The sequence below is a fragment of the Agarivorans sp. DSG3-1 genome (assembly GCF_046774965.1).
Lineage (GTDB): Bacteria > Pseudomonadota > Gammaproteobacteria > Enterobacterales > Celerinatantimonadaceae > Agarivorans.
The window spans coordinates 1,832,272-1,854,069 of record NZ_CP177241.1 but is presented as its reverse complement, the minus strand read 5'-3'; the positions used below and the strand labels follow the sequence as shown (position 1 = coordinate 1,854,069).

The following is a 21,798-nucleotide window of genomic DNA, read 5'->3' as shown; positions in this document are numbered from 1 at the left end:
TGCTTTGCACATGCCGTTTTTGTTTTTTCTTGTTACCATTCCCCGCAAAACCCGCTTTGAAAAACACTATGCAAACTCACTTAGCCAATCTCATCGTAGTACTCGGCCCTACCGCCTCAGGTAAAACTCACTTAGGTGTGGAATTAGCTCGCCACTATAACGGCGAAGTGCTATCAGCGGATTCACGGCAGGTGTATCGTGGTTTAGATATTGGCTCAGGGAAAGATCTTGCTGAGTATCAGGAGATCCCCTATCACCTGATCGATATTGTTGAACCCGATACTGAATATAGTGTGTTTCATTTTCAGCGCGATTTTTTTGCGGCTTACGCACAAATAAAACAGGCTAAAAAGTTACCCATTATGGTGGGAGGAACGGGGCTTTATATTGACGCTGTGACTCAAAACTACCAGTTGAACGAAGCGCCGGTAAACAAAGCGCTTAGAGACGAACTGGCCACGCTTAGCTTAGAAACGCTACAGCAACGTTTACTCGCCTTAAAACCAGAGCAACATAACAGCACCGACTTAACAGTACGGCCACGTTTAGTACGAGCGATAGAGATTGCTGAAGCCGATGTTCAAGTCAGTGAGCAAGATGTAGCGGTACACCCAACTATTACGCCCTTATATATCGGGATCCGCTGGGATCGCTCGGTATTACGCGAGCGCATCACGCTGCGCCTAAAACAACGCTTAGAAGAAGGCTTGATTGAAGAAGTACAGCGCTTGCATTCAGAGGGGGTAAGTTATCAAAAGCTTGAGTTTTACGGTTTAGAATACCGCTTGGTTGCCCAGCACTTACAAGAACAACTCACTTACAACGATATGTTCCAAAAGCTAAACTCACAGATTCATCAATTTGCTAAGCGCCAAGACACTTGGTTTAGGAAAATGGAACGTCGTGGCGATGTGATTCATTGGCTGGATCCACAGTATGACTTAGTAGAACAAGCGAAGCAGGTTGTTGAGCCACAGCTACATAGCTTAACAAGCTAGTTAATTCGAAGGTGGCTCAGAGGCAAACCAGCGGTAATAACAAAACATCAGCCAATGAGCCAAACTTAGCAAAGCCAAGGCTGCAAAAGCTAACCATAAGCTCAGCTGATAAACCGCGACCTTACCGCTATACATTACACTTAAAAGCAACATAACCAGCCAACCAAGATTCGCCAGCAACATACATTGCTGGCAACGTCCTAACTTTTCTACAAACCACGCTTTTTGGCAAAACTGACAGCTCACAATGGCGACTCAACTGGTTTCAATTGCGCTAATTATCCACGCGTCATCAGTTTGATCAAGAGATCAGTAAACTTGTTATAAGGTGGCTGCATTAGGCTAATCGCCGCAAACTGCCCTTGCTTGAAAATAGGCAGCATTTTTGAGAACTGCACAAATCCATCATAGCCGTGATAATGGCCCATACCACTTGCCCCTACTCCACCAAATGGCAATTCATGCTGCGCTACATGCAGCAATACCTCGTTAATACATACCCCACCCGCTTGAGTTTGTTGTATCACTTGCTGTTGTAGCTGCTGTTGCTTACTAAATACATACAGCGCTAAAGGGTGTTCATGCTGATTAACATAAGCAATTGCCTCTGCAAGTTCTTCGTATTCAACCACAGGTAATAATGGCCCAAATATCTCTTGCTGCATCAAGGTGGTGGTAGCTGGAGCATCAAAGATTAAAGTGGGTGCTATTTTGCCACTACTTTCGCCTGAAATAAGCGGAGTAGTATTGGCTCCCTGTTGCTCTGCATCTTCAAGTATTTCGTGTAAGCGGGCCAGAAAATCACTGGAGATAATACTTGAAATAGATTCATCAGATAAATCTCTATAGTGCTTTTTGCAGTAAGCCAAGCAGGCATCGATAAAGGCTTGGCGCTGAGATTTAGGCAGCAATATGTAATCGGGAGCCACACAGGTTTGCCCTGCGTTAAATAGTTTACCCATCATAATGCGTTCAGCCGCTAACTTTATTGGGTAATCCTTAGCAATAATCACCGGAGACTTACCACCTAACTCTAGCGTTACTGGGGTAAGGTTCGCAGCAGCGGCCTGCATCACTTTACGGCCAGTATTGGTAGAACCGGTAAAGACTAGGTGGTCAAAGGCCAATCCTGAAAACAACGAGCCTAAGTCGCCATCATCAGCGTAAATACTCACTACGTCATCAGCTAGATATTGAGGCATTAGATCTATCAGCAGCTTAGTAAGGTGCGGGCTTAGCTCTGACATTTTAATCATTGCTTTATTGCCCGCCGCCAATGCATCGGTTAAGGGACCAATGGCTAGGTACAAAGGATAATTCCAGGGCACGATAACCCCAATAACCCCTAGCGGCTGCGCAACTACGCTATTACTAGCCCCAAAATGCCAAATACTAACGCCACGCCGTTGCGGCTTAAGCCATTTTTTTAAGTGCTTAAGTGCATAACGGATCCCTTCAATAGAAGGGAATATTTCAATCAGCTGAGTTTCGTGAGAGCTTCGATGGCCAAAATCCTCGCTAATAGCGTTTATAATGGCACTTTGGTTTTCCAATATAAGTACCAGCAGCTGGTCTAAATGGTATTTGCGCTGCTGCAACGTTGGATACGTTTGTTGTTTAAACGCTGCTTGCATACGAGATAAATCTTGATTGAGTTGCTGCTGATTCATGGACGCCACCAATAATAGTTTGTCTTACGTAAACCCAGATTATGTTACCAACGGTAACTTGTAAATAAAAATGACAAAGCTTGAACAATTTTATGACTAAGCACATAGTTTGTAGCTAGCTATATTGTGGAGAAAAAGCATTAACCCAAGTCAATTTAAAGCGCCATGGTGGGCCAGCAACAATCATCTACAAACGCTACTGCCCACCTTTTTATTGAGGCGAAAAAAAATCTCACTCGATTGGCAAAAGCTTGAGCTAAGCGACGGCGACTTTGTAGATTTAGCCTGGATAGATAGCGCTCAAGCTGCAACTCCTGAACAACCTATTGTAGTGGTATTTCATGGTTTAGAAGGCAGTGTAAACTCACCTTATGCCAAGGGTATTCTGCAAGCTTGCCAACAACAAGGCTGGCGCGCGGTTGTGATGCACTTTCGTGGCTGCAGCGGTAAAGCCAATAAACTATGGCGGGGATATCACAGTGGCGAAATAGGCGATGCCACCGCATGCATTGCGCATTTGCAGCAGCAGTTTCCTAATGCGCCTTTATTAGCTTTAGGTTATTCGCTAGGGGGCAATATGCTCGTTAACTACTTAGCAAAAACACCTAGCTCCCCTGTTAAAGCGGCGGTTATTGTTTCTCCACCACTGCATTTAGCCGCGTGTTCAGAACGCTTGCAGCAAGGTTTTTCCAAAATTTACCAGCATCACTTGCTGTCTCGCATGAAAGACAATCTGGTAAAAAAAATCGCCCAAACTCATCAAGCCCCCTTAAAACCTCAACAAGTTCAACAATGGCGCAACTTTGTGGAGTTTGATGAACATTACACAGCTAAGGCCCATGGCTTTAAAGGCGCAGCAGATTACTATCAGCGTTGTAGCGGCCTACCGTTATTAAAAGACATTCAACACCCTACCTTGTTAATTCACGCTGCCGATGACCCATTTATGGATCAACGAGTGATTCCTAATACCAGTCAGCTAAGCAAGGCAGTGGAGTATCGTTTAAGTGACACAGGTGGACACGTAGGTTTTGTTGGTGGTAGCCTGCTGCGCCCCAAATTTTGGTTGGAATCGAGTATTCCGCATTGGTTTAAGCAGCAATTAGAGCAAACAGATAAATGATTATTCCTTGGCAGCAACTAGATCCTAATACCTTCGATGCATTATTAGAGAGTTATGTATTACGCGAAGGGACTGACTACGGTGAGCAAGAGCTGAGCTTAAGCGAGAAACTTGAACAAATTAAACAACAAGTTATTAATGGTTCGGTTTTAATCGTATACTCAGAGCTTCACGAAACAGTAAACTTAATTGCCAAAGAGCAGTTTGATGCCTCTGCCATGGAAGGGCAGCAGGATGATGGGTAAACCATGTTTATAATCATCACTAACAGATAAGGCCACTATGTCAGCTAAGCATCCCGTTATTGCCGTTACTGGTTCTTCAGGCGCAGGAACATCTACCACCAGCGAAGTATTCGCCCACCTGTTTAGACAGCACAAGCTAAACGCGGCGTTTATAGAGGGTGACAGTTTCCATCGCTACACTCGCCCAGAAATGGACGTGGCGATCCGTAAAGCGCGCGAACACGGCAAACACATTAGCTATTTTGGCCCCGAAGCCAACGACTTCAATTTACTGTACGAATTCTTCAAACAATATGGTGAGAATGGCACCGGTCAATACCGTCGCTACCTGCATACTTTTGACGAAGCAGTACCATATAACCAAATGCCGGGTACTTTTACTCCTTGGCAAGACTTACCTGAAGAAACCGACGTATTATTTTATGAAGGTTTACATGGCGGTGTGGTTTATGACGAAAAAAATGTCGCCTCTAAAGTCGACCTACTTATCGGCATGGTCCCCATTGTTAACTTAGAGTGGATTCAAAAACTAGTACGCGATACCACTGAACGAGGCCATTCACGTGAAGCAGTGCAAGAATCAATAGTACGTTCAATGGACGACTACATTAATTACATTACCCCGCAGTTTTCGCGTACACATATCAACTTTCAACGGGTGCCTACTGTTGACACTTCTAACCCCTTCAGCGCGAAAAGCATTCCGACATTAGACGAAAGCATGTTGGTCATTCGCTTTAGAGGGCTGAAAAACGTCGACTTTCCGTTTTTGCTGCAAATGATTGATGGCGCTTATATGTCTCGGCAAAACACCATTGTGGTACCAGGCGGTAAAATGGGTTTTGCCATGGAGCTAATCCTGTCACCAATGATTCAACAACTATTAGAGACAGGAAAAATTCGCTAAGTTAAGCGCTTTCAATACGATAGCTGTGGCTTATATCACAGCTTTTACTCAACATTAATGACACAGAACAGTACTTTTCCATGCTTAGTTGCACAGCGCGCGCTACGTGTTTTTCACTTAAATCATGCCCTTTTACCACGAACTCTAAGTGAATCTTGGTAAATACTCGGGGTGTTCCCTCAGCCCGTTCAGAATCTAGATTAACTTTACAATCAGTGACTTGCTGTCTCGCTTTACCCAAAATTGAGATAATATCTACTGAACTACAGCCACCAGCGGCCATTAATACGTACTCCATTGGGCTTGCAGCAGTCTGTGCATTGTCACCGTCCATCAAAATTTGGTGACCTGAGCTACTTTCTCCAATAAATTGTAGTTCTTTAGACCACGTAACGGTCGCTTTCATGTTAGATTCTCCTAGGGAATATTTCGTCAGCCAGCTTAATCTAGGTCAAGGTTCAAGGCTAGTGTTTGCCTCATACTAAAGGCGTATAAATGCCTTGCAGCAAAGCCCGAAGCCTTTTATGCTAGAGGCGGAATGGACGACTACAACAATAAATACAATTTGTTAGTTATAAAGCTAGCAAATAATTATAAAGACAGAGGATTTCTTTAATATGGTAATTGGCAAACCTCAAGCTGATCCGGTGATGGAGTGGTTTCTTTCTCACTGTCACATTCATAAGTACCCATCAAAAAGTACTTTGATTCATGCTGGCGAAAAAGCTGAAACGCTTTACTACATTGTAAAAGGTTCAGTCGCAGTATTGATTAAAGATGAAGAAGGCAAGGAAATGATCTTGTCTTACTTGAATCAAGGTGACTTCATGGGTGAGTTGGGTCTTTTCGAAGACACTGAAAATCCAATTCGTACTGCTTGGATCCGGGCTAAAAGTCCTTGCGAGGTAGCGGAGATTTCTTACAAGAAGTTCCGTCAGCTAATCCAAGTTAACCCTGAGATCTTAATGCGCCTTTCAGGCCAAATGGCGAACCGTTTGCAAATCACCAGCCAAAAAGTAGGTGACTTAGCATTCTTGGACGTTACTGGTCGAATTGCACAGACTTTATTAAACCTAGCTAAGCAGCCTGACGCGATGACGCATCCAGACGGCATGCAAATTAAGATTACCCGCCAAGAGATCGGCCAAATTGTTGGTTGTTCACGCGAAACGGTAGGTCGTATTCTTAAGATGTTAGAAGAGCAAGAGTTAATTACCGCACACGGTAAAACTATAGTGGTTTACGGCACGCGCTAGTAAGCTACCACGCTAATAAAAAAGCCGCTAAATGCGGCTTTTTTTGTTTTTACTGTGCGCTATCGGTACTGCTAAATATTTTATCAGCTGAGGCTTCGACAAAGCCCGAGTAAAGCTCTCCGTTAGGCTTAGGGTAACGCAAGGCAAACTCGTAAAAGCAGCTAGGAATACTGTGCTTACTGTCGCTAAATACCACTTCAGCTTGATCGGCCAAGGTGGCAGACTGCTCTAGCAACACCTCTGGCGACCCTTTTATCTCTCCCCCTGCAGTATTTAAGCTAAAGCCAGTCTCTTTTAATTGCTGATTCACTTGCTGTAAATCATCCATACCCGTGAGTTGATTCACCGAAATAGTAAAATGATTGGCTCGATAACCATAGGCCGCTAACCAAGCCGCATATTCACTTTCGTTAAGCAGTGTTTGGTATTCGGCATAACTAAGCTGCCAAGGTCGCCCGGAAAAAAATACCTCTGGTCGCTGGTATAAGTCGTTATTTACCTGTGCAGCCAAGCCTTGAACAATCGCTTGAGACTCTGGCGACAAACTTTCTACCTGCAGCTCACTAATAAATACCTTTGGAACAGTGGGGTCATCGTGTTCAAAATGTGCTGCATCCAAGTGTTTATTGGCAAAATGATATTCCCCACCCTTTCGATAACCCATAGCGATTAAATGCTTAGCAAAGGCATCAACACCGGTATTAGGTAAATTAAAGGTACGCACTGCAATGTGATCATTCACTACCTCAGCACCTTTACCTAGTAGCTGATGAATAGAGTCAGCACTAGGTGTAACCGCCAAGTACTGCTCCCACAAGCGCTCAAAAAACAAATCTACGGTCATAACTCACTCCTTAGAAGTGCAGGCCAGGGCCTAAGCTTGCTGGTAATACGCTGGCTTTACCTTCCATAGATGCAACAGGATAAGCACAGTAGTCGGCCGCATATTTAGCACTGGCGCGGTGATTGCCTGATGCGCCAACTCCGCCAAACGGTGCGGCACTTGAAGCGCCAGTAATTGATCTGTTCCAGTTCACAATGCCTGCGCGAATACGGTGGCGGAAGTTTTCCCACTTGTCCTCGTCGACGCTAAGTAAACCAGCCGATAAGCCATAACGAGTATTGTTGGCTTGGGCTATCGCTTCATCCCAATCAGCGTAACGAATAACTTGTAACAAAGGCCCGAAGTATTCTTCATCAGGCAGTTCTGCCACTGCGGTGACATCTACAATTCCTGGGCTAACAAAACCTTTGCTTGGATCCGCTTGGCTAAGTTCAACTAAAGACTTAGCACCTAAGTTTAGCAATTGTTGCTGTGCTGCCGCCATACCAGCTGCCGCTTTAGCGCTAATCATGGCACCAATAAACGGTTGCTGTTCAGCGTCGTATTCGCCCACTTCGATGGCTTTAGTTACTTCCACTAAGCGGCTAAGAATTTGCTTGCCTTGTTCGTTGTTAGGTAAAAACAAGCGGCGAGCACAAGTACAACGCTGGCCTGCCGAAATAAAGGCAGATTGCACAATATCATGCACCGCAGCATCGATGTCTTCCACTTTATCAACCACAAGAGGATTATTGCCGCCCATTTCTAAGGCCAAAATTTTATCTGGCTGACTGGCAAACTGTTTATGCAATACGTGACCGGTATTTGAGCTACCAGTAAAGAACAAGCCGTCAATGCCAGCGTGCGAGGCTAAGGCCTTGCCTGTATCAACTTCACCTTGGACTAAGTTAAGCACGCCTTCAGGCAAACCTGCTTGCTGCCACAATTTAACCACTCGCTCGGAGATAAAAGGAGTCAATTCAGATGGTTTAAGTACCACAGTATTGCCGGCAATTAAGGCCGGAACAATATGTCCATTAGGCAGGTGGCCCGGGAAATTATAAGGGCCAAATACAGCCACTACACCATGCGGTTTATGACGTAATACCGCGGTCGCAATAGGCAACTCTGAAGATGACTCTCCAGTGCGCTCAAAATAGGCTTTTTCTGAAATAGCAATTTTACCGATCATGGCAGCTATTTCGGTGCGGGTTTCCCACAAAGGTTTGCCGGTTTCTTGGGCAATGGTTAACGCGAGTTGCTCTTTATTTTGCTCCAGCAAGTGGGCAAACTGTTTAATCACTGTAAGGCGAGATTCAACACCACTCATGTACCAGGCAAACTGCGCTGCACGTGCGGCAGCTACCGCATTATCAACTTGTGATGAAAGCGCTGCTTTGCCTTGCCACACACTAAGGTTTTTAGCTGGGTCGATAGACTCAAATACAGTCCCTTCACCTGCTAACCATTGACCATTAATAAACTGATTTAAATGTTCCATTACTAGCTCAAATCCTTTAATGCTGCCCGTAGGCAAAGTTCTATTGCTCGAAACGCAAGGCACCCACGCGAATGCTTGCTCCTTCATTTACCATTAATGCGTTTGCAGCTTCTTGCGAAATAAGCGCTGTTTGCTGCTGTAGATTAATATCGATAGCGGATACACAGGCGCGAAAGTCTTCAAGACGCGCGTTAGTGAGTAACATCTCTTCAGCTACATCGCTAGGCTGTCCAATACGAATCTTGAGTTTAAAGGAGTGCTTAACACTCTCAATCAACTTCAAAGGACACTCTACCGTTGGCCCAGCATCAAAAATATCTACATAACCGTGTTTGCAAAAGCCTTCGGCTTCCAATAAACGCAGTGCTGGCCGCGTTTTCTCATGCACTTCACCAATTACCGCTTGGGCTTCTTTGCTAAGCAAATTCACGTAGATGGGATACTTCGGCATCAGTTCCGCAATGAACTCTTTTTTGCCTACGCCAGTAAGGTAGTCGGCAGTGGGGAAATCCACGCTAAAAAAACTATCTTGCAACCATTGCCAAAATGGCGAACGGCCTTGTTCATCAGATACACCACGCATTTCGGCAATGACCGATTCATTAAAGCGCTCTTGGTGTTCAGCCATGAGCAAGAAACGACACTTAGATAGTAAGCGACCATTCTGACCTTGACGGTGCGATTCTTGTAAGAACAAGGTGCATAGTTCAGTAACGCCAGTGTAGTCATTGGTTAGCGTGAGCGTTTCCACCACGTTATAAACGTTTAAGCTTCGTGAAGCATGAACCACCTTGCCTAGGTGATAAGTGTAAAATGGACTGCTCATGCCTACAGCAGCATCAATGGCGCTGGTGCCAACCACTTCACCGGTTACGGTATCTTCCGCCACCATTAAATAGTGTTGGTCGCCAGGTTTGTCGGTATCGGTTGCAAACGAACGAATAGAATGAACTAATTTTTCACGCAATAAAGGCTCGTCAACCGGTAAAGAAGTAAAGCCTATCCCAGACCCAACCGCCATTTGTAACAAGGCAGGATAGTCCGTTTCCTTAATAGGACGGATAACTAACATGGCTACATCTCCCTTTTTTGAATAGCACAGAACCGTAGCTAAATATTAGCCACTACTCTTGATAGTTAAAAAGTATAACTTGGCTGGCCTTATTGCTAAGGCCAGCCCAAAAACGCTAAGCGTTTGCCACTTTGGCAACAGCTTGCTCGAAACGCTGCATGCCTTGTTCAACATCAGCTTGAGGGACAATTAAAGAAGGCGTGAAGCGCACTACGTTAGCACCAGCGACTAATACCATTAAGCCTTGATCGGCCGCTGCCACTAAAAAGTCACGCGCGCGGCCTTGGTATTGCTCGTTTAGCACTGCTCCCAGTAACAAACCTTTACCCCGTATTTCTGAAAATACTTGGTACTTCTCGTTAATGGCATCCAAGGCTTCTCTAAACCATTGTTCGCGCTGCTTAACACCGTTTAGCACTTCTTCGCTATTAACAATGTCGTAAGCGGTTTCTGCTACGGCACAAGCTAATGGGTTACCGCCGTAAGTACTGCCGTGGGTTCCTACTTTCATAGAAGCCGCAATCTCAGTAGTGGTTAACATCGCACCGATTGGAAAACCGCCGCCTAGGGCTTTGGCTGAGGTAAGAATATCCGGCGTCACATCTAGGCCCATGTAAGCATACAACTCGCCAGTACGGCCAACACCTGTTTGTACTTCATCAAAGATAAGTAGCGCATTATGTTTATCACATAACTCACGCACTTTTTTTGCAAAGGCTAAATCTGGGCTGATAATGCCACCTTCGCCTTGCAGCGGCTCCATCATCACTGCACAAGTTTGGTCGTCGATAATCGCTTCAAGCGCCGCTAAATCGTTGTAAGGGATATGCTCTACATCACCCGGCTTAGGACCAAAACCATCTGAGTATGTAGCTTGACCGCCTACCGTAACGGTAAAGAAGGTGCGACCGTGGAAGCCCTGTTCAAAGGCAATGATTTTGGTTTTGTCTTTTGAGCCATGCTCAATTGCGTAACGGCGCGCTAATTTAAGCGCGGCTTCGTTTGCCTCGGCACCCGAGTTACAGAAAAACACTTTTTCAGAAAAGGTACTGTCGACTAATTTTTTGGCTAAGCGCAGAGCCGGTTCGTTAGTCAATACATTACTTAGATGCCACAAGGTTTGACCTTGTTCGGTTAAGCTTTTCACCAACGCAGGGTGACAATGCCCTAAACAGCTAACCGCAATACCACCAGCGAAGTCGATATACTCTCGGCCCTCTTGATCCCATAAGCGTGAACCTTCGCCTTTCACCGGAATAATAGCCGCCGGGGCGTAATTAGGAACCATAACCTCATCGAATAGCGCGCGAGTAACAGCGTGTGACATGTAGTGTTCTCCTTTAGCTTTCTGGCGATCCCTTTATGTCAAAGGCCAGAAAGGTTAATAGTATGTAAAGAGTTTGGCGATTATGGCAAATATCGAGAGTGATGTCTGAGTATTCAGCCATTAAGCCATACAAAATATGGCCATTTTTAAGCATATTCAGTGCATAGTTCTAATAATAGCGTAGGGAATATTGCTTGCAATGCCCTCACATCAAAATCATCACGCATAAATATGCATTACTTATTCATTCTATATAATCAATGCATTCAATCATTTTAAAGCCCATTCATTCTATTAATTAGAATCAATAAAGTTACTTAGCAACTGCAGACCTTGCTCTGTAAGAATGCTTTCAGGGTGAAACTGCACCGCATGTATCGGTAAATGCTTATGTTTAAGCCCCATAATTTCGTGCTTTTCACCTTTATCATTGTGGCTCCAAGCGGTCACTTCTAAACATTCCGGTAAGCTGTCTGCCTGAACCACCAAGGAGTGATAGCGGGTAACTGCCATTGGGTTAGCGAGCCCACTAAATACCGAATCTTGCTGGTGATATACCGGCCTTACCTTGCCATGCATGGCTTGAGCCGCACGCACTACCTTGCCGCCAAAGTGCTGTGCAATACACTGATGTCCTAAACACACCCCAAGAATGGGCAGCGTGTTAGCAAACTCTGCAATAACCGCGAGAGAAATCCCTGCTTCATTGGGTGAACATGGACCTGGTGAAATAAGCAGATGGGACGGCGCAAGCTGCTTAATTTGTTCAATGCTAATCTCATCATTACGACGAACCACAACCTCTACATTCAGCTGCGAAAAGTACTGATAGAGGTTGTAGGTAAATGAATCGTAATTGTCGATAATCAGTAGCATGTAACCAGAATAGCCTGCACGTTAAAAGCGCTATAGTAGCTGATTTTTAGTTAGCAGGCAGCGACATTTCGAGCTGCTGTAATAATTTTCATCCAGCAGAAAATTCGCCTTGCTCTGAGGGTTCAACAAATACAATTTCGGTATAATTATTCTGGTAATACTGATTAGCCAAACTACGAATTTGTTTTCTCTGCTGAACCATATCGTCTAGCGCAAGTTGATGATTCCGGCACACCACCTCTATGGTCACCCAAAAGCGACGACCGGTTTTCATCACCACTATCTCTCCTAACTCAAAACCATTTAACATGGTTTGCTGTTCTAGGGCTTGAGTAAATGGTTTGGTATGTTCGGCTTCAGGTGCGCTCAGTAGTAGTTCTTTAAAGCCATTTTTAACCAGTAGGTAAGGGTCTTTTAAGAAGATAAGTGAAAATACAATCACTAGAATTTGGTCTACATAACGGGCTATCCACCCTACGCTGCTGTCTTGAATAAGCAATACAATGATTAATGCTACGCCAATGGCACCAGAGATCACCGAGTTTATTAGCCAACCTTGTTGCTCTGCCAGCAGTAAGTTAGAGGCCTGCAGCTTATTGCTACGTAAACATAGCCACCAAGCCAATAAACAACCAGACACAGCGGGCACCACATAAATCAGCATCATGCCAATTTGCGGCTCGCGACCACCAGCTAACATGGTTTGCAAATTTGCCGACAAGGCGAACGCAACCAGTACCAGAATAGAGATCCCTTTCACCATTACCATTAGCGGCTCAAAGGCAAAGTAGCCCATAGGAAAGCGTTCGTTGTAATTCTGGCTGGTGAGGTAGGCAATGCGGATCCCAGTAAAGGCCATCACTGAAGACAGTAGATTAAAAACCCCGTCTAACATAATAGCGCCAGACTCGGTGTGCACCCCCATTGCAATACCCCATAGAGAAAGTATCAAGGCGACAACCGCCGAATACACCAGAGTTTTGCGTTCCAGATCCATCTACTCGCTCCTCGGCATTGGCCGATTAATTCAATATGTTGATATTACGCCAAATACTAGCAAGCGGGCAGCTAAGTCACTAGCGTTAACTATTGGGTATAAAAAAGCCCAGCGCTTGGCTGGGCTTTAACACTTAGAACAAATTGCTACTTTAAGCGAATGAAACCTAAAACATCGTAAACCGCTTTTAGGGTTTTACTGGCTTGCTCACTAGCACGGGCTGCACCTTTCGCCATAATGGCTTGTAGGGCTGCTTCGTCGTCGCGTAGTGCTTGATAGCGCGCCTGAATGGGTTCTATCATCGCCACCACTGCGTCTGCCGTGTCAACTTTAAGGTGACCATACATTTTACCTTCATAGCTAGCCACCAACTCATCTATCGATTTTCCGGTAGCGACCGATTGCAAAGTTAGAAGATTTGATACACCTGGCTTTTCATCACGATCAAAATAGATACGCGCGGCTTCATCTGAATCAGTCACCGATGCTTTAATCTTCTTAGCGATTTGCTTAGGTGTATCGTTGAGCAAGATGAATGCTTTAGGGTTGTCGTCTGACTTTGACATCTTCTTAGTTGGCTCTTGAAGCGACATAACTCGCGCACCAAACTTAGGAATAAATGGCTCGGGCACAGTGAAAATGTCACCGTAAAGCGTATTAAAACGATGGGCAATGTCACGGGTTAACTCAAGGTGCTGCTTTTGGTCGTCTCCAACAGGAACGGCATTGGCTTGATACAATAGAATATCGGCCGCCATAAGCGCTGGGTAGGTATACAAACCAGCATTAGTGTTGCTGGCGTACTTGCTTGACTTATCTTTAAACTGAGTCATGCGATTCAGTTCGCCCATTTGAGTGTAACAGTTAAGCGCCCAGGCTAGTTGAGCATGCTCTGGTACTTGTGACTGTACAAATATAGTGCTTTTGTCTGGATCTAAGCCACAAGCAATATACATGGCTAGGCCGTCCAATACTTGGTTCTTAAACTGCTCAGGCTCTTGGCGAACGGTAATAGTATGCAAATCGGCTAACATGAAGTGACAGTCGTAGTCGTTTTGCATGTCAATCCATTGGTTTATTGCCCCAATATAATTACCAATGGTTAACGAACCTGATGGCTGAATGCCACTTAATACTATGGGTTTACTCATGATGTTCCTATTCAAACAATTACGATGGGCTTAAGCCGTTACCGAGCCATTCATTAGCTCTACTAAAGTCTCAAGGCTGTCTGCCACAAATTCGGGGCCACTAAGTGCAATATCTTCACCGTAGTTGTAGCCGTAGGTCAAGCCCAGAGAGGCACAACCCGCCGCTTTTGCCGCTTGAATATCATTTTTTGAGTCACCCACCATAAGAAGCTGGTCGATATTCAATTGATAGTGCTCTGCAAGATGCTGCAACGGCAGTGGGTCTGGCTTTTTACGTGCTAAGCTGTCGCCCGACAATACTACGTCAAAGTAGCGTGCAAGATTTAGCTGTTCTAATAAAGGTTGGGTAAACAAACCTGGCTTATTGGTAACAATAGCCATGGGAATATTTAGCTCGGCAAGCGCGGCAAGACTTTCCCCTACTCCCTGATAAAGTTTACTGGCTACACAAAGCCTTTCACTATAATGGCGATTAAATAAGGGTTTAGCTTTGAGGTATAAAGCTTCCTCTAAATCTTCAGCAATAACAGAAGCACCAGATAAGGCACGTTTAATCAGCACTTCTGCACCATTGCCAACCCAATGACGAATAGTTTGCTCTGAGAATTCACTACGCCCTAAATCCACCAACATAGCATTTATAGCTAAAGCCAAATCTGGAGCGCTATCCACTAAAGTGCCATCTAAATCAAAAGCGATAAGTTTAATCTGTTTTAACTGAGTCATTAATTGGCCTTACTTTGTTGCTTTGGCTAATTCAGCACGCATTTGGTCAATCACTGCTTTGTAATCAGGCTTACTGAAAATAGCAGATCCTGCGACAAACATGTCGGCACCGGCAGCGGCAATTTCACCAATATTGTCAGGGGTTACGCCACCATCAATTTCTAAGCGAATATCGTAACCACTGTCATCGATTTTTTTACGTACCGCGCGCAGCTTATCAAGAGTATTGGGAATAAATTTCTGGCCGCCAAAACCTGGGTTAACCGACATTAACAAAATCATGTCTAGCTTATCCATTACGTAGTCAAGGCAATGCAAAGGTGTAGCAGGGTTAAGCACTAAGCCCGCTTTACAGCCTTGCTCTTTAATCAGCTGCAAGCTGCGGTCAATGTGCTCAGAGGCTTCAGCATGGAAGGTAATCATGCTAGCGCCTGCTTTAGCAAACTGCGGAATAATTGCATCAACCGGTTTTACCATTAGGTGCACATCAATCGGAGCGGTAATACCGTAGTCGCGAAGCGCCTTACACACCATAGGACCAACTGTTAAGTTTGGTACGTAATGGTTATCCATTACATCAAAGTGAACCACGTCTGCACCGGCAGCTAATACGTTTTCTACTTCTTCACCCAAACGGGCAAAATCGGCAGCTAAAATTGAAGGGGCAATTAAAAAGGGTTTGCTCATTGGGGTAACCATTGGATTTTAAAGTGCGCAATTTTAGCGCAGCTTGTGCCGTGATCCAATCACTGTACAAAGATAGTTTTTATGGCATGCTGAAATTTCACATTCTAAGGAGCAAAAAATGGCCGGTAAAACTGCATCTTTGTTCAAAAGCGTCCTGGGAGCACTATTTGGTGTTCAATCAAACAAGCAACGCCAACACGACTTTAGCCAAGGCAAAGCGTGGAAATTTATCGTGTTAGGCATTGTGATGGTGATAGTGTTTGTTCTGAGTATTGCGCTGCTAGTAAAAGTGATTACTTAATTAGCGCGGTAGTAAGCCAGTAATTCGGCCACTTTCATGCGTTTATGCCCCTTACGGCTAATAGTACGGCGCACACTTAGCTGACTCAACTCACTGCTTTGATAGATAGTGCGTGTTAGTGGTAAATCATGATTACTAATCAACACTGATGCCCCGCGTTGCTGAGCGGCTATTGCTAATTCGCCTAAACGTTCTTGATCGCTGCGATTAAAGCCTTTACTTGCATAGTTGGTAAAACTGGCGGTAGGGCTTAAGGGAGCATAAGGTGGATCGCAATAAACAATGTCGCCGGCTTTAATGTCAGCAAAGGTTTCTACATAACTGCAACAACGAAACTCTGCACGCTTCGCCTTCTCAGCAAAAAACGCTAACTCATGCTCAGGAAAATAAGGTCGCTTGTAAGAACCAAAGGGCACATTAAAGCCACCACTGCGATTGTAGCGACACAGACCATTGTAGCCATGACGATTCATATACAAGAACATTAAGGAACGTTGATAGCTGTCTGTAGTCGCATTAAACCGCTTACGCACCTCATAGTAAAACTCACTCTGATTACACTCGGGCGTAAAGTAAAGCTTGGCGTCATTAATGAACTTCTGCGGACTTGTTTGCAAAAGTTTATATAAATTAATTAAATCAGGGTTAATGTCGCTTAACAGATAACGAGAATAGTCGGTATTTAGAAATACCGAAGCAGCGCCAACAAAAGGTTCAACTAAGGTATCGCCTTCAGGAAGTTGTTGTTGAATATCTTCAATCAGGCCGTATTTTCCGCCGGCCCACTTTAAAAAAGCACGAGTTTTCTTCATTTCTATTGCGTCAATTCAAACTGTACCTGTTTAAATTGCTTAATCAATGAATCTAGATTTTGCTGTTTTAAACTTGTGCGAGCGGCTTGGGCTTCTTCGCGAGTAGCAAAGTCACCGTAAATAATTTTATAGGGTACGTTGGGGTTAGCACTTGAGCGATAAACCCAAACGTCATGTGACCATTGGCGCGCAGAGACAAACTGTTGGGCTTTCTCGCGGTTATTCAGCGCCATTAGCTGTAAGGTGTAATGCTTACTTGGCTTAGCTTCTAACAGGGCTTTAACATCCGTAACTTTAATTGCTACGTCACTGTTTTCAATCGTTTCAAAGCTTGGGCTAACGGCCTCTTCGGGCAGCTCTGCAAGTAAGTTGTCGTTATCTTTAATCTCTGTCACTTGGCCTGTGTCAGCTTTAGGCTCGTTTTGCTCAGCCAATAGTTTATTAACTACGTCGTCTTCAACAATTACTCGTAGCTCATCGCTACTGCTTTGCGAACTAATATCAAGCTCTTCCGGTAAATCTTGAGACGGGAGCTCGGCGGTCTCGACTTGACTCCCGAGTAGGTTTGAACTGCTCGACGTTGTATCTGCAGCACTTTGGCTTGGTGAACTACCATTAGCTAAGGTCGGCTCTTCCATCAAGGCAAGTGCGATACGGCTGTCGTTATTATCACCATCGCCGCCCCAATCATTGATAACTTGTACCAGTAAACCCGCGACTGCTGCACATAACACCACCGCGATAACCAAATAGAGCTTGTTACGATTAGGACTGCTTGCTTCTGACATGGGAATATCTCCGGTAACGATTTGATCGACAAATTGATAAATTAGACTAGGATTTCCTTTCGCCGAGGCTATATGTTGTTCAATGGCTTGCTGATTTTCAAACTCAGCCACATAGTCTGCACGATTAAACAATAGTGAAGCGAGTTCAAATGCTTCACTTTCGTTTAACGGAGAGACATCAAAATACAGTACGTCATTGTTTAGCGCATCCAATTGCGCATTAAACTCTGTGCCGCTTTCTGCAAGCAACAGCAGCGACATATCGTGATGATAAAGTTGATTGTAGTGTTGATAAAACTCGACTAACTCTTTGAGTATATCCGCGCTCAAGTGCTGTGCATTGTCCACTATCACAACCAAGGGCGCAGCGCTTTCTTTTACATTGCGCTGGAAGCTATCAAATAGCGGATCGTCTTGATTAAAGAGAGGGTCTTTGAGTAACTGTTGGAGTAAATCGCGACGCAGTCGGCCGCCTTCATCGGCAGCAGCGGTAACAAAAGCGTGATTAGCAAAAGGAGCACGCTCTAATACCGAAGTTGCAAGAGATGACTTTCCTGAGCCCGTCTCACCCGTTACACAAATGAATTTAGCACTAAAGCGAATTTGGGTGATAAGTCTATCGCGCAAACGTAATTGACTTTGCAATTGCGCAAACTCGGCATCGCGCCGCACTTCCACCATTCAAATTGCCTTATTGAAATCGATTGATAACTGTTTTTATATCACTTTCAGTAATTGTATCAACTACTTCTGCTGTACCAATAGAGCTAGGTAGTACTAAACGTAGTTTTCCGTCTAATACTTTCTTGTCACGCATCATATGGGGAATAAACTGCGCTAAGCCCATGTTCTGCGGCGGTACAATTGGTAAACCCGTTCGTTCAATCAGCTTACGCATACGCTCAACAAGCGTTTTATCGATCATACCAGCCAGTTCAGCTGTTTCTGCGGCCATTACCATGCCAGCACCTACAGCTTCGCCATGTAACCAAACCCCATAACCTTGTTCAGCTTCAATAGCGTGACCAAAGGTATGCCCAAGGTTTAGGAGCGCTCGAATACCTTGCTCAGTCTCATCTTTAGCAACAACTTCGGCTTTAATTTCACAACAACGAGCTATAGCACGCGTCATTAAAGCAGGGTCTAAATTCATAAGTTGATCAAGATTATCTTCAAGCCAACTGAAGAAATCAGCATCATATATAATGCCATACTTAATCACTTCAGCCATGCCTGCTGCTAGCTCACGCTTATCCAACGTAGCTAAGCAATTGATGTCGATAATCACCGCTTTAGGTTGGTAAAATGCACCAATCATGTTTTTACCCAGCGGATGGTTTACCGCTGTTTTCCCCCCCACCGAAGAGTCAACCTGTGACAATAAGGTCGTAGGTACTTGTATAAAGGGTACCGCTCGTTGATAACACGCAGCAGCAAAACCTGCCATGTCACCAATCACTCCACCGCCAAGCGCCACAATAGTGGTATCTCGGCTGTGTTGCTGAGCTAACAACTCTGAAAAGATTTGATTTAGCGTGTCTAAGTTTTTGTATTGCTCACCGTCTGGCAAGCTCACTACATCTACGGTGTAGCCGCTTAAACAAGCCAGTAGTTGCTCTAAATATAGTGGTGCTACCGTAGTATTAGTGACAACCATAACCTTTTTACTGGAGATGGCTGAACTAAATAAATCAGCTTGGTTTAATAAACCTTGGCCAATAGTAATGGGGTAACTACGCTCACCAAGAGCAACCGTCAAACATTCCATTGTTATTTTAGAATCCTAATAATTCGATGATTTGATTGGCCACTGCTTTGGCACTTTGATCGTCTGTTTTAACGGTGTAATCGGCCACATCGGTGTACATGGGATTACGCTCACCCGCTAAATTTTCCAATACTTCTCTAGGTTCATCAGTTTGAAGTAATGGGCGACGTTTATCACGTTGAGTACGCGCAAACTGCTTATCGATAGTGGTTTCTAAGTAAACTACGATACCGCGCGCAGAAAGATGATTGCGGTTTTCTTTACTAATAACAGAACCACCACCCGTTGCTAACACGATGCCTTGTTCTTGAGATAGGTCGTCAATAACGCCTTCTTCACGAACTCTAAAACCGGCCTCGCCTTCTACGTCAAACACCCAAGCGATATCGGCACCGGTGCGGCGTTCAATTTCTTGGTCTGTGTCGTAAAATTGCAAGTGTAATTGCTGTGCTAAATGACGCCCGATTGTGCTTTTCCCAGCACCCATTGGTCCTACAAGGAAGATATTTCGTTTCTCAGCCATGCTTCTTCAAATTTGTCTTTGTCTATTTTCTCCCGGCAATGCGGGCACGTGATGTTCAAACCTTAGTAAAAAGATCAGGGCGGGATTATCTCAGTATGGAGGGGACTTTGGCAACCGCAAAATCACTCTCAAATCGAATGACTCGACCTGAGAGTGACTAAAAGGCTTGTTTATAAGGTGTCTAGCAAGATTTTAGGCGTTACAAATATCAGTAACTCATTCTTGTTAACACTCTCAGTAGTCGTGCGGAACAAGTAACCCAAGCCTGGAACATCACCCAAAATAGGTACTTTCTTCACTCGATTAACATTTTGTTGTTGGTAGATACCACCTAATACGATGGTTTCACCATTTTTTACCAGTACCTGAGTACCAATCTCTTGTTTGTTAATCGCAACCGCTGGTCCTGTAGGCGTGAGTACCGCATCACCCTCTGAATCTTGAGTAATAACTAGGTCAAGAATTACATTACCGTCAGGCGTGATTTGCGGCGTTACACGTAAGCTTAATACCGCTTTTTTGAAGGTAACCGAGGTAGCACCACTAGAAGCATTTTCTACATAAGGAATCTCACGACCCTGTTCAATGTACGCAGCCTTTTGGTTTGCAGTAGTAATGCGTGGGCTTGCAATCACTTCACCTTTGTTTTCTTGCTCTAAAGCTGAAAGCTCCAAATCAAGAATTTGCCCGTTGGCTAACTTGGCCACTTGGAAGGCGATTGAACCAGCAGGATCTGCCACTGGTAAATTCACATTCAAACGGTCATCCAAGTCTGGGATGTTACCAGCGAGTACATCGTCAGCGCCTTCTAGAGTACCTGAAGTAATACCTGTACCACTGCCAGCGGAACCAGAACTCGTCACCCCCCAGCGAATACCTAACTCTTCACTAACATCGTCACTTACCGTCACCATGCGCGCTTCAATCACGACCTGCTTAACCGCAATATCCAGTTTTTCAACCATCGCTTTGATGTTATTTAGTGATTCTTCAGTATCTTTAATCAACAAGGTATTAGTACGATCATCAACCGCAACCGAACCGCGCTCTGACATCATTGAAGCCTGCTCGCTTTTCAGCAAGGCTGATAAGTCTGCAGCTTTAGCATAGTTAACTTGAATATACTCTGAGTAAAGCGGTGCTAGATCAGCCACTTGTTGAGCACTTTCAAGCTGTTGACGCTCCTGCTCCGCAAGTTCAGCGGCTGGCGCAATCAACAATACATTGTTATCTAAGCGCTTATCTAAGCCTTTTACTTTCAAAATAATGTCTAGCGCTTGCTCCCAAGGCACATCGTCCATACGCAAGGTAATGTTACCGCGTACCGAATCCGTGGTAACCAAGTTAAGCTTGTTGAAGTCTGCAATTAGCTGCAGCACCGTACGCACAGGAATATCTTGGAAGTTCAGGGAAATAGGCTTACCCTGATACTCAACCTTGGCACCTTCTTCAGGTTCAAGCTGCTTAACTTCAACTAAAAACAATTCTCCCGATTGGTCATAACGGTAATCAAAGTCACCATCAATGGCGATTTTAAGCTGTACCTTAGCATCATGTTTAAACACTTCTACACTTTCTACTGGTGTAGCAAAATCGTTTACGTCCATGACATAAACATTTTCTTCAGCAATATCGGTATTGTAAAAATCAACAATTAGACTGTTGTCTCGGCGCTTAATATCGGCAGCGATTGAACTGTTATTCAAATCAATCATCACCTGGCCTGAACCACCTTTACCGCGGCGGAAGTCTATCCCCTCAACGGTATTAATGGTGGCGTGCTCAACACGGCTAGCATTTTCAAAAGCATCATCAACAGAGCTTTGCGCATTCGCTGCCGCAATTGGCAGTGCACCAAGTTTAATTAATACCCTTTTTGAGTCTTTGCTTACCTGGTAAGGCACCAATCGCTCTAAAGCTAGTACCAGCTGCAAACCTGACTCAGTTTGCAAACTTTGAACTTGCTTAACACCACCACCTTCAATGGGTAGAGGGTTAATTTTTAATGCAGAGCTAGCGTTAGCAACATCAATAACCAACTGATTCGGCGAATATTCGAGGTGGTCATTTACATTTTCGATAGGCTTATCGAAAAGTAACTCTATTTCCACCGCTCCTTTCACCATTGGGTTAGTGTTTAGTTGAATTAACTGAGCATTTGCCCAAGCTTGTGTTATGCAACAAAACACACCAGCCAGCAGCAAGCCGCTTTTGTATACTCCTTGCAGCATCTTTCCCTTCATGCCT

General features: G+C 44.5%; 23 protein-coding genes. 6 read left to right on the top strand and 17 right to left on the bottom strand.

Translation table 11 applies throughout. The features are described from left to right. Nucleotides 1–68: 68 nt before the first annotated feature. Nucleotides 69–998, top strand: coding sequence for a tRNA (adenosine(37)-N6)-dimethylallyltransferase MiaA (miaA, locus tag ACLD71_RS08750; RefSeq protein WP_411994239.1), 930 nt, complete (start codon nt 69–71; stop codon nt 996–998). On the opposite strand, the gene ACLD71_RS08745 is transcribed toward miaA, so the two are convergent. After that, a complete protein-coding gene (locus ACLD71_RS08745) occupies nt 999–1,244 on the bottom strand; it encodes a DUF3624 family protein (RefSeq protein ID WP_411994238.1) in 246 nt (81 codons plus the stop codon). A gap of 32 nt (nt 1,245–1,276) precedes the next feature. Next, a complete protein-coding gene (locus ACLD71_RS08740; protein WP_411994236.1) occupies nt 1,277–2,668 on the bottom strand; it encodes a coniferyl aldehyde dehydrogenase in 1,392 nt (463 codons plus the stop codon). A gap of 124 nt (nt 2,669–2,792) precedes the next feature. Between ACLD71_RS08740 and ACLD71_RS08735 the strand changes: the two genes are divergently transcribed. The 3 genes from ACLD71_RS08735 to ACLD71_RS08725 are packed head-to-tail and all read left to right on the top strand — an operon-like array spanning nt 2,793 to nt 4,943. Further along, complete coding sequence (locus ACLD71_RS08735) at nt 2,793–3,791, top strand: hydrolase (protein ID WP_235836224.1); 999 nt, start codon at nt 2,793–2,795, stop codon at nt 3,789–3,791. Continuing rightward, nucleotides 3,788–4,036, top strand: coding sequence for a YheU family protein (locus ACLD71_RS08730; RefSeq protein WP_137673892.1), 249 nt, complete (start codon nt 3,788–3,790; stop codon nt 4,034–4,036). The genes ACLD71_RS08735 and ACLD71_RS08730 overlap by 4 nt, the downstream gene beginning before the upstream one ends. A 37-nt stretch (nt 4,037–4,073) precedes the next feature. After that, nucleotides 4,074–4,943: a phosphoribulokinase gene (locus ACLD71_RS08725; RefSeq protein WP_137673891.1), complete on the top strand. Its 870-nt coding sequence runs from the start codon at nt 4,074–4,076 to the stop codon at nt 4,941–4,943. Nucleotide 4,944: 1 nt separating this feature from the next. Here ACLD71_RS08725 and ACLD71_RS08720 read toward each other — a convergent pair whose 3' ends face one another. Further along, a complete protein-coding gene (locus ACLD71_RS08720) occupies nt 4,945–5,349 on the bottom strand; it encodes an OsmC family protein (protein ID WP_411994234.1) in 405 nt (134 codons plus the stop codon). A 211-nt stretch (nt 5,350–5,560) separates the two neighbouring features. Here ACLD71_RS08720 and crp point away from each other — a divergent pair, with 211 nt between their 5' ends. Further along, complete coding sequence (crp, locus tag ACLD71_RS08715) at nt 5,561–6,199, top strand: cAMP-activated global transcriptional regulator CRP (protein WP_016403770.1); 639 nt, start codon at nt 5,561–5,563, stop codon at nt 6,197–6,199. Nucleotides 6,200–6,248: 49 nt separating this feature from the next. Here the strand turns inward: crp and ACLD71_RS08710 are convergent, their stop codons facing one another. From ACLD71_RS08710 to rpe, 9 genes are all read right to left on the bottom strand, one after another. Continuing rightward, nucleotides 6,249–7,043, bottom strand: coding sequence for a DUF1338 domain-containing protein (locus ACLD71_RS08710; protein ID WP_411994231.1), 795 nt, complete (start codon nt 7,041–7,043; stop codon nt 6,249–6,251). A 10-nt stretch (nt 7,044–7,053) separates the two neighbouring features. Then, nucleotides 7,054–8,523, bottom strand: a complete 1,470-nt coding sequence (gene astD / locus ACLD71_RS08705) for a succinylglutamate-semialdehyde dehydrogenase (RefSeq protein WP_411994230.1) — start codon at nt 8,521–8,523, stop codon at nt 7,054–7,056. Nucleotides 8,524–8,563: 40 nt separating this feature from the next. Next, nucleotides 8,564–9,595 carry an arginine N-succinyltransferase gene (gene astA, locus ACLD71_RS08700; RefSeq protein ID WP_411994228.1) on the bottom strand — a complete coding sequence of 344 codons (1,032 nt, stop codon included), beginning with the start codon at nt 9,593–9,595 and terminating at the stop codon, nt 8,564–8,566. A 115-nt stretch (nt 9,596–9,710) separates the two neighbouring features. Then, nucleotides 9,711–10,922, bottom strand: coding sequence for an aspartate aminotransferase family protein (locus tag ACLD71_RS08695; RefSeq protein ID WP_411994226.1), 1,212 nt, complete (start codon nt 10,920–10,922; stop codon nt 9,711–9,713). 294 nt (nt 10,923–11,216) lie between these two features. Next, a complete protein-coding gene (locus ACLD71_RS08690) occupies nt 11,217–11,798 on the bottom strand; it encodes an anthranilate synthase component II (RefSeq protein WP_411994224.1) in 582 nt (193 codons plus the stop codon). A gap of 88 nt (nt 11,799–11,886) precedes the next feature. After that, complete coding sequence (locus ACLD71_RS08685; protein WP_411994222.1) at nt 11,887–12,795, bottom strand: cation transporter; 909 nt, start codon at nt 12,793–12,795, stop codon at nt 11,887–11,889. 146 nt (nt 12,796–12,941) lie between these two features. Then, complete coding sequence (trpS, locus tag ACLD71_RS08680; protein ID WP_411994220.1) at nt 12,942–13,946, bottom strand: tryptophan--tRNA ligase; 1,005 nt, start codon at nt 13,944–13,946, stop codon at nt 12,942–12,944. A 30-nt stretch (nt 13,947–13,976) separates the two neighbouring features. Further along, entirely contained in the window at nt 13,977–14,672 is a 696-nt protein-coding gene (locus tag ACLD71_RS08675) for a phosphoglycolate phosphatase (RefSeq protein ID WP_411994219.1), read from the bottom strand. A 9-nt stretch (nt 14,673–14,681) separates the two neighbouring features. Next, complete coding sequence (rpe, locus tag ACLD71_RS08670; RefSeq protein ID WP_137673881.1) at nt 14,682–15,359, bottom strand: ribulose-phosphate 3-epimerase; 678 nt, start codon at nt 15,357–15,359, stop codon at nt 14,682–14,684. Between the two features lie 118 nt (nt 15,360–15,477). On the opposite strand from rpe, the gene ACLD71_RS08665 reads away from it, so the two are divergent. After that, the gene (locus ACLD71_RS08665; RefSeq protein WP_137673880.1) at nt 15,478–15,660 is read left to right on the top strand and encodes a DUF2970 domain-containing protein; all 183 of its coding nucleotides are present in this window, start codon (nt 15,478–15,480) and stop codon (nt 15,658–15,660) included. On the opposite strand, the gene ACLD71_RS08660 is transcribed toward ACLD71_RS08665, so the two are convergent. From ACLD71_RS08660 to pilQ, 5 genes are all read right to left on the bottom strand, one after another. Then, entirely contained in the window at nt 15,657–16,472 is an 816-nt protein-coding gene (locus ACLD71_RS08660) for a Dam family site-specific DNA-(adenine-N6)-methyltransferase (protein WP_411994217.1), read from the bottom strand. The genes ACLD71_RS08665 and ACLD71_RS08660 overlap by 4 nt on opposite strands. Nucleotides 16,473–16,474: 2 nt before the next feature. Further along, on the bottom strand, nt 16,475–17,941 hold the full coding sequence (locus ACLD71_RS08655) for an AAA family ATPase (RefSeq protein WP_411994215.1): 1,467 nt from the start codon (nt 17,939–17,941) through the stop codon (nt 16,475–16,477). A gap of 10 nt (nt 17,942–17,951) precedes the next feature. Then, nucleotides 17,952–19,028, bottom strand: a complete 1,077-nt coding sequence (gene aroB, locus ACLD71_RS08650; protein ID WP_411994213.1) for a 3-dehydroquinate synthase — start codon at nt 19,026–19,028, stop codon at nt 17,952–17,954. A 7-nt stretch (nt 19,029–19,035) separates the two neighbouring features. Continuing rightward, complete coding sequence (aroK, locus tag ACLD71_RS08645) at nt 19,036–19,551, bottom strand: shikimate kinase AroK (protein WP_137673876.1); 516 nt, start codon at nt 19,549–19,551, stop codon at nt 19,036–19,038. 170 nt (nt 19,552–19,721) lie between these two features. After that, a complete protein-coding gene (gene pilQ, locus ACLD71_RS08640) occupies nt 19,722–21,794 on the bottom strand; it encodes a type IV pilus secretin PilQ (RefSeq protein ID WP_411994211.1) in 2,073 nt (690 codons plus the stop codon). Nucleotides 21,795–21,798 lie beyond the last annotated feature (4 nt).